At 40.0% G+C, this 14,387-nt stretch carries 17 protein-coding genes; all 17 read left to right on the forward strand.

What is annotated here, in order from left to right; all coding sequences use genetic code 11:
* The 17 genes from A6754_RS07025 to A6754_RS07105 all read left to right on the forward strand — a co-directional run bounded on the left by A6754_RS07025 (window position 1) and on the right by A6754_RS07105 (window position 14,370).
* Window positions 1-1,206, forward strand: coding sequence for a type II secretion system F family protein (locus tag A6754_RS07025; protein WP_066443151.1), 1,206 nt, complete (start codon window positions 1-3; stop codon window positions 1,204-1,206).
* A 114-nt stretch (window positions 1,207-1,320) separates the two neighbouring features.
* Window positions 1,321-1,719, forward strand: a complete 399-nt coding sequence (locus A6754_RS07030; protein ID WP_066443152.1) for a prepilin-type N-terminal cleavage/methylation domain-containing protein — start codon at window positions 1,321-1,323, stop codon at window positions 1,717-1,719.
* 6 nt (window positions 1,720-1,725) lie between these two features.
* On the forward strand, window positions 1,726-2,469 hold the full coding sequence (locus tag A6754_RS07035; protein WP_066443153.1) for a prepilin peptidase: 744 nt from the start codon (window positions 1,726-1,728) through the stop codon (window positions 2,467-2,469).
* A 12-nt stretch (window positions 2,470-2,481) separates the two neighbouring features.
* Entirely contained in the window at window positions 2,482-3,474 is a 993-nt protein-coding gene (pilM, locus tag A6754_RS07040) for a type IV pilus biogenesis protein PilM (protein ID WP_066443154.1), read from the forward strand.
* A gap of 3 nt (window positions 3,475-3,477) precedes the next feature.
* Window positions 3,478-4,116 carry a PilN domain-containing protein gene (locus tag A6754_RS07045; protein ID WP_066443155.1) on the forward strand — a complete coding sequence of 213 codons (639 nt, stop codon included), beginning with the start codon at window positions 3,478-3,480 and terminating at the stop codon, window positions 4,114-4,116.
* Window positions 4,113-4,910 (forward strand): PilN family protein, encoded by a 798-nt coding sequence (locus A6754_RS07050; RefSeq protein ID WP_066443156.1) that lies wholly within the window; start codon window positions 4,113-4,115, stop codon window positions 4,908-4,910. Before A6754_RS07045 ends, A6754_RS07050 begins: the two co-directional genes overlap by 4 nt.
* A 107-nt stretch (window positions 4,911-5,017) precedes the next feature.
* Window positions 5,018-5,470, forward strand: a complete 453-nt coding sequence (locus A6754_RS07055; protein WP_082851633.1) for a type II secretion system protein — start codon at window positions 5,018-5,020, stop codon at window positions 5,468-5,470.
* Window positions 5,471-5,591: 121 nt separating this feature from the next.
* On the forward strand, window positions 5,592-6,650 hold the full coding sequence (locus A6754_RS07060; RefSeq protein WP_066443157.1) for a hypothetical protein: 1,059 nt from the start codon (window positions 5,592-5,594) through the stop codon (window positions 6,648-6,650).
* A gap of 201 nt (window positions 6,651-6,851) precedes the next feature.
* The gene (locus tag A6754_RS07065; RefSeq protein WP_066443158.1) at window positions 6,852-7,424 is read left to right on the forward strand and encodes a Maf family protein; all 573 of its coding nucleotides are present in this window, start codon (window positions 6,852-6,854) and stop codon (window positions 7,422-7,424) included.
* Window positions 7,425-7,467: 43 nt separating this feature from the next.
* Complete coding sequence (gene radC, locus A6754_RS07070; RefSeq protein ID WP_066443159.1) at window positions 7,468-8,157, forward strand: RadC family protein; 690 nt, start codon at window positions 7,468-7,470, stop codon at window positions 8,155-8,157.
* A 145-nt stretch (window positions 8,158-8,302) separates the two neighbouring features.
* Complete coding sequence (locus tag A6754_RS07075; protein WP_066443160.1) at window positions 8,303-9,325, forward strand: rod shape-determining protein; 1,023 nt, start codon at window positions 8,303-8,305, stop codon at window positions 9,323-9,325.
* 91 nt (window positions 9,326-9,416) lie between these two features.
* Complete coding sequence (mreC, locus tag A6754_RS07080; protein WP_066443161.1) at window positions 9,417-10,316, forward strand: rod shape-determining protein MreC; 900 nt, start codon at window positions 9,417-9,419, stop codon at window positions 10,314-10,316.
* Window positions 10,313-10,828 carry a rod shape-determining protein MreD gene (gene mreD / locus A6754_RS07085; RefSeq protein WP_066443162.1) on the forward strand — a complete coding sequence of 172 codons (516 nt, stop codon included), beginning with the start codon at window positions 10,313-10,315 and terminating at the stop codon, window positions 10,826-10,828. The genes mreC and mreD overlap by 4 nt, the downstream gene beginning before the upstream one ends.
* A gap of 277 nt (window positions 10,829-11,105) precedes the next feature.
* Window positions 11,106-11,783 (forward strand): septum site-determining protein MinC, encoded by a 678-nt coding sequence (minC, locus tag A6754_RS07090; protein WP_066443163.1) that lies wholly within the window; start codon window positions 11,106-11,108, stop codon window positions 11,781-11,783.
* A gap of 1 nt (window position 11,784) precedes the next feature.
* Window positions 11,785-12,588 carry a septum site-determining protein MinD gene (minD, locus tag A6754_RS07095; RefSeq protein WP_066443164.1) on the forward strand — a complete coding sequence of 268 codons (804 nt, stop codon included), beginning with the start codon at window positions 11,785-11,787 and terminating at the stop codon, window positions 12,586-12,588.
* 140 nt (window positions 12,589-12,728) lie between these two features.
* A complete protein-coding gene (locus tag A6754_RS07100; protein ID WP_066443165.1) occupies window positions 12,729-13,511 on the forward strand; it encodes a M23 family metallopeptidase in 783 nt (260 codons plus the stop codon).
* Window positions 13,504-14,370, forward strand: a complete 867-nt coding sequence (locus A6754_RS07105; protein ID WP_066443166.1) for a M50 family metallopeptidase — start codon at window positions 13,504-13,506, stop codon at window positions 14,368-14,370. Before A6754_RS07100 ends, A6754_RS07105 begins: the two co-directional genes overlap by 8 nt.
* Window positions 14,371-14,387: the final 17 nt, after the last annotated feature.

Below are 14,387 nucleotides of genomic sequence, written 5' to 3' on the forward strand. Positions count from 1 at the left end.
ATGCCTCGTTATAAATATAGCGGAAGAGACCGAAAAGGAAATAAGTCAGGTGTCATCACCGCTTCTTCAAAACGTGAGGCAGTGGTTCAGCTGAGGGAAAATGGCATTCGTGTCATGGATTTTCAGGAATTGCCCGAAACGGTCCTGACAAAGGATATTACGATCGGCAACCCTGTTAAGCTAGAAGACTTTGTCATCTATCTGCGGCAATTTTCGACTTTGCTGAAGGCTGGCGTGTCTGTTGTCGACTCGACCGCCATCCTTTCCGAACAAACGGAAAGCAAAGCACTGCGAAAAGCCTTAAAGGTTGTTGAACAGGATCTGCGGGAAGGAAATCCACTTTCTGAGGCAGCGGCGAAGCATAAGAAGATCTTTACAAGCATGTTTATTAATATGATTCGTGCTGGTGAAGTAGGCGGTAATATGGATGATACGCTTGAGAGATTAGCAGTTCATTATGAAAAGCAGCATTTTACAAAGCAAAAAATCGTCTCAGCTCTCGCATATCCTATTGTGGTAGGAATCATTGCTGTTGCGGTTGTCATCTTTTTGCTTGTCTCTGTTGTTCCGACCTTTGTTGAAATGTTTGAGGACTTTGGGGGCGAGCTTCCAGCGATCACGCAGTTTGTCTTGAAATCCAGTGAACTGATGCAGGTATACTGGTGGCTGGTTATACTGTTTTTTATCGCCATTTTCGTAGGCATTATGGTTATTCGCAATAATAAACAAACAAAATATTATTTAGATTATTTTCTATTAAGAATGCCGATTTTCCGAAAGATTTTTCAAAAAGCAGCGTTAGCCCGGATGACGAGAACATTAAGCTCTTTATTTACTTCATCCGTTCCAATTCTGCAGGCAATGACCATTGTTGAAAATATTGTTGAAAATGAAGTCATTGCAAAAGTAATTCGCCAATCGAGAGATTCACTAGAGCAAGGCCGCTCATTAACAGAGCCAATGCGCAGGCACTGGGTCTTTCCGCCCCTTGTCTCGCAGATGATTGCGATTGGTGAGGAAACCGGTTCTCTTGATGCCATGCTGGCAAAAGTAGCAGACTTCTATGAAAAAGAAGTAGAAAGTGCGACAGATCGCTTAAAATCTCTCATTGAACCAATCATGATTGTCTTCCTGGCAGGCATTGTCGGAACAATCGTTACATCCATTATGGTGCCGATGTTTGAGATCTTTAACCATGTCGGGTAACTATACAAAAGTTTTACAATTTCAAACAATTTCCTACTAGCACAATTCTATGAATCTGTTATAATGAGACTAGTAAAAAAGTAACATAAAATTCACATTTTAAGGAGAATGAACATGTTTCAAAAACTAAGAAACACATTAAAAAATCAAAAAGGTTTAACTCTTATTGAGCTTCTTGCTGTTATTGTTATTTTAGGGATTATTGCTGCGATTGCTATACCTAGTATTGGTGGGATTATTAACAAGTCAGAAAAAGATGCTACAGTAGCAGAAGGAATTCAAATAATTAGTGCAGCTAAAATGTATGTTACATCATCAAACCCTGAATCTGGTGCAAAGTTGACACAAACTGAATTAGGTCAATTTTTAGATAGTGTTGATGATACAGACTATACTGTAACCTTAACAAAAGATAGTGCTGGTAAATTTATCTACACATTAGAAGATCACGATTCAGTACCATTAGTATCAGATACTGATTCTGCTACTGAAAAAAATCTATTAGATTATTAAGAACGGATGTATATACTAGTTCTCATCTACGGCCTCCTCCTAGGCTCCTTCTACAACGTAGTCGGCCTTAGGGTCCCGAACGGAGAGTCAATTGTAAAGCCGCGGTCGCATTGTCCAAAGTGTGGACATGTTCTCACGCCGCTTGAGCTTGTCCCAGTTTTATCTTATGTATTTTTACGAGGAAGATGCAGGTGCTGTAAGGCACCTGTTTCGCTCGTTTATCCGCTAATTGAATTGATGACAGGTTTGCTGTTTGTGGCAGCGCCACTCCTTATGGGGTGGAGTGCGGAATTATTGATTGCCTGGACGCTTATCTCTCTGATCGTCATCATCTGGATCACCGATATTAAATACATGCTGATCCCAGATAAAATCCTGCTTGTATTTGCAATTATCTTAATAGCTGAACGTATCTTTATTCCGCTCACACCGTGGTGGGATTCAATTGCTGGTGCTGCAGTCGGTTTTGGTCTGCTGCTTTTTATTGCCGTAATCAGTAAAGGCGGCATGGGGGGCGGAGATATTAAGCTTTATGGAGTTCTCGGAATAGCACTTGGAGTAAAGCTTGTCCTATTATCATTTTTTATTGCTACTTTAATAGGAGCTGTTTTTGGCGGTTTGGGCTTGCTGACAGGCAAACTTAAAAGAGGAAATCCGATTCCTTTTGGTCCTTTTATCGGGATTGGTGCTTTAGCAGCTTATTTTTTTGGCAATGACATTATCACCTGGTATTTGCATTCACTATTATAAGGAGTTTTGAAAATGGCCTTTCGTTTGAAGCTGGGAAAACAATCAAATATTAGCCTGATCATTAAGGATCATGTTATTCGTTTAGCTGAGGTAAAGTCACATGGAGATCTGCACATCCAGCGTTTAGAAGAACGGTTTATTCCTAGTGGATTGATTAAGGAAGGCAGAATTCAGGATAGTGAAACATTACTAGCCATTTTAGAAGAATGTGTGAATGAATGGAAGCTAAAAAACAAGCAAGTAACCTTTTTAGTTCCGGATCCTTTCATTGTCATGAGAAAAATAGCAATCCCTGCTGATGTGCATGAAGATGAACTGAAGGGCTATTTATTTATGGAAATTGGTGCAACGATTCATCTTCCGTTTGAGGATCCAATATTTGATTATTATTCTTTGCCGCAGCAGAACAATGAGCGCAAGGAAGTACTGCTTTTTGCCGCACCTGAAAGTGTAGTTGCTGAGTATACAGATATTCTGGAAGAGGTAAAGCTTAAGCCGGCAGCAGCTGACTTATCAGCACTTTCTCTTTATAGACTGTATCATAAGCTCGATATGGCAAACGCGGATGAAAACTTAATGCTCGTTCAATATGATCTTACAACCGTAAATGTTAGTATATTTGAAAATCATATCCCGATTATTATGCGCCATCTAAAGCTGGACATTGATGCATCACAATGGGATACGGTCAGATCTGAAAATGGCGGCAGGAAGCTTCATTATTCAGGATCTGCAAATGATGTAGGCAGTTCCTTAATGGACAGCTATAAAGAAATCGACCGGGTTCAGGATTATTATCAATTTTCACTGACACAAGGCAAAAAGAAGATTACGAAGATCGTTGTCGATGGTGATCATCCTTATCTTGACGATATTTTTAAAGAAATGAAGAATCGCTATTCTGTACCTGTTTTAACATTAAAAAATGATGTGATAGATTCGGGTCAGGATGCTGAGCTTCCTTCATTTTATTTGAATATCGGATTAGCTTTAAAAGAGGTGTAGAAGATGTTAGTCGATATTAATCTGCTTCCGCAAAAAGAGAAAAAAACAAAAGCTTCTTATATCGTTCTTCTAGCTTCTATATTGATTGTGTTGATGATAGCTACTGTTTTCTTTTTTATCATTCAGGACCGGAAGCAGTCTATTGCGGATACTGAGCAGCAGCTGGCACAAACAACGGAGCTGCTGGAGGCAAAGCGGGCAAAGCTGGAAAACTATCAGTCCTCCAATTCTGTAACAGACTTACAAAATGCAATTACTTGGGCAGATCAGCAGCCTTATAATGTAGTTTATATGCTGCAGGGGCTGACAAAACTTCTGCCAGAACGGGGCTTTATCAGCGAGTTTGAAATGGACGAAGATCATGCAGTTAATCAGCAGGTTCAATTTGATACAAAATCAGAAGCCGCATACTATTTGAGCTTGCTGACATCTGTTGATTGGATAGAGGAAGCTGTGCTTACGGAAGCGCAAACAGCTGACTTAACCGACCAGGAAAATGAATCTGCTGTTAGTGATGATATTGTTCCAAGATATATTGCCAATTACGAGATGAGAATCAATGTGCCTGCATTAAAAGAGGCTGCTCAGACAGAAAATGATGAGCAAGATCGTGTCCAGGATGAAGGAGGCACTTCACCATGAATGTACAGCTTTCAAAAAAACAGCTTGGCTTTGGCTTCCTGGGAATTGTTTTAATCGGTATTCTCACTTTCGGGCTTTATTACTTATTTATTTTGCCGCTGAACGATCAGATTGACCGTAAGAACACAGAACTCGATATGGCAAGACAGGAACTTGATATTATTGATAATACGTTAACTCAAAATAGTGAGCAGACCGTTTTAAATACGATGGAACTGCAAAAAGAAGTGCCTGTTAAGCGTCTTTTAGATCAGCTTCTTTTAAATGTGGAAAAGGCTGAAATTGTTTCGGATGCAACTATTAATGAAATACAGCTTAATGGAACACAGGAAGATGAAAATATTGATTTGATCAGTGAAGAAGGAACAGTACAATATGATCCAGAAACAGAGGAAGAGCAAGCTGATCCTGAGGAAATTGTAGATGAAGATTCTGAAACAAGTGAAACAGGAGAACCCGAAACTCCATTGCCAAACGGCATTAAAAAAACATCACTAACATTGTTTGGAGAGTCAGATTCCTATTTTGAATTAGAGAAGCTGCTTGAGAATCTATTGTCTATGGAGCGGATTATTAAAATAGAAGAATTGAATTTTACTGGTCTTCAGGAGGTATATTCTGTCGAGCAGGATACGAGCAATGTCACATTTGAAATCACTCTTGCTGCCTATTATTATCCAGCACTTGAAGATTTAGAGGCAGAGCTTCCGCCGGTAGATGCACCAGATGGTTCAAATAAAAGCGATCCTCTAAATCGCTTCACAACGGAAGAAGATGAAGATGATACACCTTAAGAGGGGTATTTGCTATTATGCAATGGCAGCAGGCTTATAATAGCAATCTTCCTCTCTCTGTTGAAACTCTGTAAAAAATACTTCTGTCGAAAAAGAGGGGTCTAGTCATGATCAAAATGGACACTAGACTAAACGAAAAAGGACTTACATTAATTGAACTGCTTGCTGTGATTGTTATTTTAGGCATTGTCGCTGCAATTGCCGTTATGTCGATTACAAACGTCATTCAAAAGGCACGCGATCAGGCCTTTGTCGGCAATGCGATCGCTTTGAAAGAAGCTGCTGACTTTTATATTCGTCATGAATTAACAAGCGGAGGCACCCTTCAAGCTTCTGTTTCTTATAAAGCGCTGGAAGAACAGCAGTTTATAGATGCATTTAAAGATCCGCATAGCGGTGACTTGCTAGAGCCATCAGATGATACATATGTTGTGATAACAGGAGAATCAGCCACAGCTGTCTGTTTAAAAGGTACCGAGAAAAACCTTTGCACTTATAATGGTGCAGAAAATGCCATTCCTATCAGCGAGTTAATCACAGCAAATATATTGCCGAATTAAAGCGACTATAAAAAATTTGACGAAACTCTCCCATAACAAGACGACAAAAGTCTTGTTATTTTTTTTTGCTGTTGTGTTAGGATGTAACCATTCAAAAATCGACAGGATGGGAGGACAAGCAGTGGAACACAAAAAAGGACAAAAGACAATCACCATTAAAATAAATGGAGAAGACCGGCCGTTTCAAGTGAAAAAAACAGATCATCCAGAGGAAAAGCTGCAGAAAAAAAAGGAACCAATGGAGAGTTTTGCGAGCTTCCAGACGGCAGCTGCTCAAGAGGCGGAATCTGAAGATCAATTTGACTGGATTCTTCCTGAGGAAGAGCCTGAAAATGAAGTGAAGGAATTTAACATTGCTTCTGCTCCTGAAAAGAAGAAAAACGTAAAAGGTTTCTCTGTTTTTAACGCAGGGCTGAAAAAGAAAGGAACAAAGAGTTATGTGCCAACGGTCTTTTTTGCTGTGTTTTTCGCCGTATTGCTTGGGACAAGCTTTGGTTTCATTCTATTAAAGCTTGTGATTGCGGAGCCTGATGCAACTGCTTCGCCAGCTGCTGGAACACCTTCAGAGGAAACAGGTGAACAGCCAGGTGCGCCTGCTGGTACGATTCAGTTTGAAGCCGGACCTATAAATACATTTATTGTTCAAGGCGGAGTATTTACGACAGAAGAAGGAGTTAAGCAAGAGCAGCAAAAGAGTATGGATAAAGGGGTGCCAGCTTCTTATATTCAGGGTGAAGGCAATTATCCGCTTCTGCTTGCTGTATCGGCTGATCTTACAAAAGCAAAGGAAGCTGGGACTAAGCTGAAAGAACAAGGATTTCAAGTATTTGCAAAAGAGCTCACTTTTGGCGGGGCGACCATAGAAGGGCTGACAGAAGATGAAAAAGCGCTGCTTGAACACATTCCTGCTCTTTTTAAAAGCTTAACAGCCAGTGCGTCAGCTGCATTTACTGGAGTTGAAATTCCTGCAGATACAGCTGAAAGTACAGCTGCAGCCGGCGAAGTCCTTACGGCTATTTCAGAAGATCAGATCAAACAGGAAAAGCTGATTCTTTTAAAACAGGAGCTGAGTTCGGCACTTGCACAATTTGAAGCATATGTCAGCAAACCTGATGCTTCTTCTTCAAATAAACTGCAAGGTCATCTGCTTGCTTTTTTAGCCGCGTATGATGCTTTATAAATTATAGTAGAGAAAAATTTTCCCGGGAAATTTTTTCGAGTCTGTTCGATTTTATGTGACAGGCTCTTTTTTTATGCCTAAAGATAGAAAATCATAAAGATTTTCTGCAAAAGCTTTATTAAAAATTGTTTGCTTCTGCAAAGTTTGGTACGATTAGAATGTATCTCCATTCTGGTACAATAACAAAGGTAAGGTGATTACATGCAAACCCTCATTTTAGCCTCTTCTTCTCCACGTCGGAAAGAACTTCTTGAAATTCTTCAACTACCATTTGAAATCAAAAGCAGTGATGTTGATGAAAATTTTGAACCTGGCACAAAACCTGCCGAGGTTGTCATGGAACTTGCCAAACGTAAAGCAGACGCCGTTTTTCAGGATCATAAAGATTCGTATGTGATCGGTGCGGATACAGTTGTTGTGTTAGGTGATGCCATTTTAGGAAAACCGCACGATGAAGATGATGCTTTTACGATGCTTCGTTCTCTTTCTGGGAAACAGCATTCTGTCTTTACCGGTGTATCCATTGTGTCTCCACAAGGCACAACTACGTTTTTTACAGAAACAAAAGTATTATTCTGGGAGTTAGCGGATGATGAAATAAAGGCCTACTTAAAAACGGGCGAACCTTTTGATAAGGCAGGAGCATATGGGATTCAAGGATTTGGTTCCATGCTTGTGAAGGAAATACAAGGTGATTATTTTGCGGTAGTAGGTCTTCCTGTTTCACAGACGGTTCGCAAGTTAAAAGAAGCTGGCTTTAACCTCCCGATGTAATGGCACCATTTCCATAACTCCCTTCAGCAAAGGGAGGAATACGATGGACACGGAATCATTGTTAATAAAAGATTTCCCCGAAAGCGAAAGGCCAAGGGAGCGGTTTATTCAAAAAGGTCCTGAAAGTCTTTCCACACATGAATTAATCGCTATTTTGCTGAGAACAGGCACAAAAGATGAATCTGTTCTGCAATTATCGAATCGTCTTCTTAAGCATTTTGAAGGTCTTCGCTTATTAAAGGATGCAACGCTGGATGAAATTACATCCATTAAAGGCATAGGCACAGCCAAAGCAATTCAAGTCCTGGCTGCCGTTGAAATTGGCAGGCGTATTTCTAATCTCACTTATGAGGAACGATACAGCATCCGCTCTCCTGAGGATGGAGCAAATTATGTCATGCATGATATGCGCTTTTTATCGCAGGAGCATTTTGTATGCTTATATTTGAATACGAAAAATCAGGTGCTGAGCAAGCAAACCGTTTTTATCGGGAGCTTAAATGCTTCGATTGTCCATCCGCGCGAGGTATTCAAAGAAGCGTTAAAGCGTTCTGCTGCATCAGTAATTTGTGTTCATAATCACCCGTCTGGAGATCCGTCTCCAAGCAGGGAGGATATTGAAGTGACGAAACGTTTAGGTGAGTGCGGAAAAATAATTGGCATTGAAGTGCTTGATCATCTTATTATCGGGGAAAATAAATTTGTCAGCTTAAAGGAAAAAGGGTATTTATAGCACTAGGTTTTTATTTGACGTTGGGCTATAATATTGTTTATGATTTTTTAGATGCACAGTAATAAAATGATATAATGAGGGATATGGACTTAAATTGTTCACGGATAGTGGACAGGTTATATGTATCAGAAAGGGAGATACTGTTATGTTTGGAATTGGAACTAAAGATTTAGGAATAGATCTGGGAACTGCTAACACACTTGTATATGTAAAAGGAAAAGGAATTGTTGTAAGAGAGCCATCCGTTGTGGCCCTGCAGACAGATACAAAAGCTATTGTGGCTGTAGGTAATGACGCGAAAAATATGATCGGCCGTACACCGGGAAATATTGTTGCTCTTCGTCCGATGAAGGACGGGGTCATTGCAGATTACGAAACAACGGCTGTTATGATGAAATATTATATTAAACAAGCGAATAAAAATAAAGGTTTGTTCTCTGGGAAGCCATATGTCATGGTTTGTGTGCCTTCTGGCATTACGGCGGTTGAGGAACGTGCTGTTGTTGATGCAACACGTCAGGCCGGTGCAAGAGACGCCTATACGATTGAAGAGCCATTTGCAGCTGCAATCGGTGCAAATCTTCCTGTTTGGGAGCCAACTGGAAGCATGGTTGTTGATATTGGCGGCGGTACAACAGAAGTTGCGATCATCTCGCTGGGCGGAATTGTAACAAGCCAATCAATCCGCATTGCTGGTGATGAAATGGATGATGCTATTATTAATTATATCCGCAAAACGTACAACCTGATGATTGGGGATCGTACTGCTGAAATGATTAAAGTAGAAATTGGATCTGCCAGTGATCCGGAGGGTGTCGATAATATTGATATCCGCGGCCGCGATTTGTTAACAGGATTGCCTAAAACAATTGAAATTACGGCAGAAGAAATTTCAAAGGCTTTAAATGATACCGTTGCTGCAATCGTGGATGCGGTAAAAGTAACATTAGAAAAAACACCGCCAGAGCTTGCAGCCGATATTATGGATCGCGGAATTGTTCTTACAGGCGGCGGTGCATTGCTGCGGAATTTGGACAAGGTTATTAGTGAAGAAACAAAAATGCCAGTGCTGATTGCTGAAAACCCATTGGATTGTGTAGCCATTGGAACAGGGAAAGCATTGGATCATATTGATCTGTTTAAAACAAAAGCTAAGGATTCACGTTAATCAAGGAAAATAGAATGGCATCATTCTTTTTCAGGTCTGATGCCTTTTTTCCTTTATATGCTAAGTGAAAAAATAAATCGAGGTGTTCAAAATGCCACAGTTTTTTTTGAATAAGCGCCTGATTATTTTGCTTGTCAGCATTATCGTACTTGTGGCATTAATTGGTTTTTCCTTGCGTGAACGCGAAAAGGTTACGTGGCCGGAGCAATTCCTTAAGGACATGACAGGATTTGTGCAAAATGCTCTATCAGGCCCAACAAATTATATTGCCGGCTTTATTGAAAATGTGCAGGACTTGCAAAATACATACAGTGAAAATCAAGAACTCAAGCCGCGGCTAGACAAGCTTGCCAGTCTTGAAGCTGAAGTGCAGCGATTGAAAAAAGACAATGCAGAACTGCGTGATATTGTCGGGAAAGAAGATGCACTCAGTCAATATGAACCGATCCAGGCGACAGTGATCGGAAGAAACCCTGACCGTTATCATGAGAATCTGATTATTAATAGAGGGGAAAATGACGGCATTCAAGCAGATATGGCGGTTATTACGGCAAATGGATTAATTGGTAAGGTTAAGAATGCCCAAAGCTTTACTTCAACCGTACAGTTATTAAGCTCTATGGATCCAACGAACCGGATTTCTGCAGCAATTCAGGCAGAAGACAATAAGAAAGTTTTTGGTTTAATTGAAGGCTATGATAAAGATAAAAAGCTGTTAATGATGACGAAAATTCCGTATGATGCCGAGGTAAAAGAAGGTCAGAATGTAATTAGTTCAGGTCTTGGCGGCGTGTTTCCTGAAGGGCTAATTATTGGGAAAGTGGTCGAAGTCGAAAACGCCGAATATGGTTTGACACAAACAGCTTACCTGGAAACTGGTGCAGACTTATACGATATTAATCATGTCATGGTTGCTAAAATTACAAGCATGTCAGCTGAGATTCAAGAAGAATTGCAAAGTACGCTAGAAGAAGAGGAGGAAGAGGAGTGAGAAAATATCTTCTTCCATTCTTGTTTCTTTTTCTGTTTGTTTTTGAAAGTATTTTTGTGCAATATTTGCCGACTGAAATGTTTGGCAGCGACAGAATTACCGTTCCGCGCTTTCTAATCATCAGTATTTTATTTCTGACTGTGTTCAGCTCGCGTAAATATGGAATTATTTATGGAATAATCTTTGGATTGCTGTTTGATATTGTGTATACAGGCGTGATAGGCATTTATTTGTTTTCTTTTCCAATTTTTGCTTACTTAATGTCCAAATTAATGCGAATACTGCAGACAAACATCGTGATGGTCAGCTTGGCTTCATTACTGTTGATTGTTCTGCTTGAAATAGGTGTATATGAAATTAATGTAGTGATTAATCAGACTGATCTGTCGTTTGCAGACTTTGCTTCTTTGCGTCTTTTGCCGACAGTTGTGCTTAACTCTGCCTTTATTATCATTGCCAGCTATCCATTAAAAAGGCATTTTGAAAAGTTTATGGCAAGTGTATCTGATTAATACAGCAATAATCCGCTGTAATTGATGTTTCATATTCTTTAGGCTGTTGAAAAATATTGTCATCAGCCTAAGGAATCATCTATTAGGTGAAAGGATTTTCTGAGCTTTCTGTCGAATATAATTTCAGATAGAGAAAATCTGTAAGCTTTTTACATGAGGTAGTAGATTCATATAAAAACGAAAAAGGAAGAAATAGAATATCAACTATATATTTTCTGTTTCCTTCCAGTATATGATTTTTATGCGGAGAGCTTTTTCTTGAGGTGAACAACTTGAAATGAAAAAATACCAAAATGTAACGATAAAAGGAACAAAAGAAGGACTAACACTGCATCTTGATGATACATGTTCCTACAGTGACTTGAAAGAAGAGCTCGATCAGAAGCTTTCAGAAAGCAGCAAGTCTCAGAGTGACAAATTAATTTCGGTTATGGTCCAAGTTGGCAATCGTTATTTAACTGCTGACCAGAAGGAAGAATTGAGAGAATTAATTCGTCAGAAGAAGAATCTTGTTGTTGATACGATTAATTCAAATGTGATAACAAAGCAAGAAGCAGAAGCTGAACGAATTGCACATGAAGTTGTGTCCATCGCGAAAATTGTAAGATCGGGACAAGTCCTTGAAGTTTCCGGGGACCTGCTGCTCATCGGTGACGTGAATCCTGGCGGAACCGTGAAAGCGGGAGGGAATATTTACATATTAGGAGCTTTGAAGGGGATTGCACATGCAGGCTGCAGCGGTAATCGGGAAGCTGTGATCGCCGCTTCGGTTATGAAGCCTTCACAATTGAGAATTGAAGAATGTTTAAATCGTGCACCTGATCATTACCCTGGAGAAGATGGCCGCGAAATGGAATGTGCTTATATAGATGAAAACAATCAAATTACAATTGATAGATTACAAGCTTTAATGAATATTCGACCAAATTTATCGAAATTGCAAGGGGGATTCTAGTGTGGGAGAAGCAATAGTCATTACATCCGGTAAGGGTGGTGTCGGTAAAACGACGACATCAGCAAATGTTGGAACTGCCTTAGCCTTGCAGGGCAAAAAAGTATGTCTAGTTGATACAGATATCGGCCTCCGCAATCTGGATGTAGTAATGGGACTGGAAAACCGCATTATATATGACCTTGTGGACGTCGTCGAAGGCAGATGCAAAATTCATCAGGCGCTTGTAAAAGATAAGCGTTTTGAGGATTTGCTTTATTTGCTTCCAGCAGCACAAACGAGTGATAAAAACGCTGTGTCTCCAGAACAAATGAAAGTGTTAATTGATGAATTAAAACAGGATTATGATTATATCGTAATCGACTGTCCTGCAGGAATTGAACAGGGATACCGAAATGCTGTTGCCGGAGCGGATCATGCAATCGTTGTGACAACACCTGAGGTTAGTGCTGTAAGAGATGCGGACAGAATTATCGGCTTATTGGAAAAAGAAGAAGGAATCAGCGCTCCGAGACTTATTATCAATCGTATTCGCAATCATCTGATGAAAAATGGCGACATGTTGGATGTAGATGAAATTACAACCCATCTTTCCATTGACCTGATTGGCATTGTAGCTGATGATGATGAAGTGATTAAGGCTTCAAATCACGGTGAGCCAATTGCTTTAAATCCGAATAGCAAAGCTTCTATTGCTTACCGGAATATTGCGCGCCGCATTTTGGGTGAATCTGTTCCTCTTCAATCATTTGAAGAAGATCAGGCAGGCATGTTTTCCAAAATTAAAAAGTTTTTTGGTGTTAAATAATAATGTGTGTGTATGCACTGTAAGAAATTAAACCGGGGATTCCCGGTTTTTTTATTTGGAAAGCTTCCCCATCAGTCATACTCTATTTGGACAACTCATAAAATGGTAGAAATAAATACCATGATGGTGGTGGAATAGATATGAGCTCAAGAGCTGATGAAATTCGCAAGAAGATGGCTAAGAAGAAAAGAGAAATGGAAAGAACCCCAAATAGAGGACATAAACCTCCTATGTGGATGGAAGAAGAACAGGAAAACGGCTACGGCTACAGTACTATCCCGGATTATGATCATCCGCCCTTAAAAGATGGACATCCTCTTTTTAAAAAAGAAGCGATCATCTTTAAAATTCTTTTTTCGGCATGTTTATTTCTGGCTGTGGCCATTTTGTTTCGCAGCGAAACTCCGTCCTTAACATCGGCAAAAACATTTATCGTCTCTACAATGGAAAAGGATTTTCAGTTTGCGGCCGTTGCAGATTGGTATGAAGATCAATTTGGCAAGCCGCTTGCGTTATTGCCAGTCAAAGACGATGAAAACAATGAAGAAACACAGCAGAACCTCACCGATTATGCCTTACCTGCATCTGCTAAGATTGTCGAAGATTTCGATGATAATGGACAAAGAATGATCCTTGAAACGGAAAAGGGTGCAAGTGTGGAAGCCATGAGTGAGGGATACGTGTCCTTTGCTGGTTTAAAAGAGGACTTTGGCAATACGGTTGTGATTCAGCATCCAGACCGGAGTGAGTCATGGTATGGCAATCTTGAAAGCATTGATGTAAAGCTTTCACAGTATATAAACAAGGGCACTGCTGTAGGAGCAGCTTCAGCGTCTGAAAATGGTGAGAAAGGTTCCTTTTACCTGGCGATTAAAAAGGGAGATGATTTCATCGACCCTATTCAGGTGATCCCATTTGATTAAAATACTGAGCTTGGTAAAATATCTTTATATACATCCGCTCCTATGGGTTGTAATAGGACTGGCCATTGCTACTGGGCATTTCAGAGAATTGCTGCTTCTGCTTTGCATTATCATTGTTCACGAATTTGGTCATGCTGCGGCTGCGGCTCATTATAATTGGCGTATAAAAAGGATTGCCTTGCTCCCATTTGGCGGTGTTGCTGAAATGGATGAGCATGGCAATCGTCCATTGCGCGAAGAACTTATGGTTATATTGGCAGGACCGCTTCAGCATGTCTGGTTAATTGGCGGAGCTGCTTTATTACATAGCGTCTCATGGATGTCAGCAGATGTCTTTCAATTGTTTGTCCACTATAACTTAATGATCTTAGTTTTTAATTTACTTCCTATTTGGCCGCTTGATGGAGGAAAGCTCATTTTTTTGTTTTATTCCAGTAAGCTTCCGTTTCCGGCTGCCCATAAAAAAACAATCTACCTGTCAATCAGCAGCCTGGCAGTATTTATGATCTTCTTTTTATTCACTGGGCCTTTTAATTTAAATATTTGGATTGTAGCTGCTTTTTTGGCATTTTCACTATATTATGAATGGAAACAAACCAGATATACATTTATGCGCTTTTTGCTGCAGCGTTATTATGGAAAGCATACAGATATACGGATATTAAAGCCGATTGTTGTGGACGAACAAGACAAATTGATTGATGTGCTTGATCAATTTCAGCGCGGCTGCAAGCATCCGATCGTGATTGAGCAGGATGGATTTGAAAAAGGGACGCTTGATGAAAACGAACTTCTTCATGCTTATTTTTCTGAAAAGCTTGTAACTGCTAAAATAGGAGATATTGTTTATCTGTATTAAAGAATAAAGCGAGGAAC

It is taken from the genome of Cytobacillus gottheilii, from assembly GCF_001636345.1.
GTDB lineage: Bacteria > Bacillota > Bacilli > Bacillales > Cytobacillaceae > Cytobacillus > Cytobacillus gottheilii.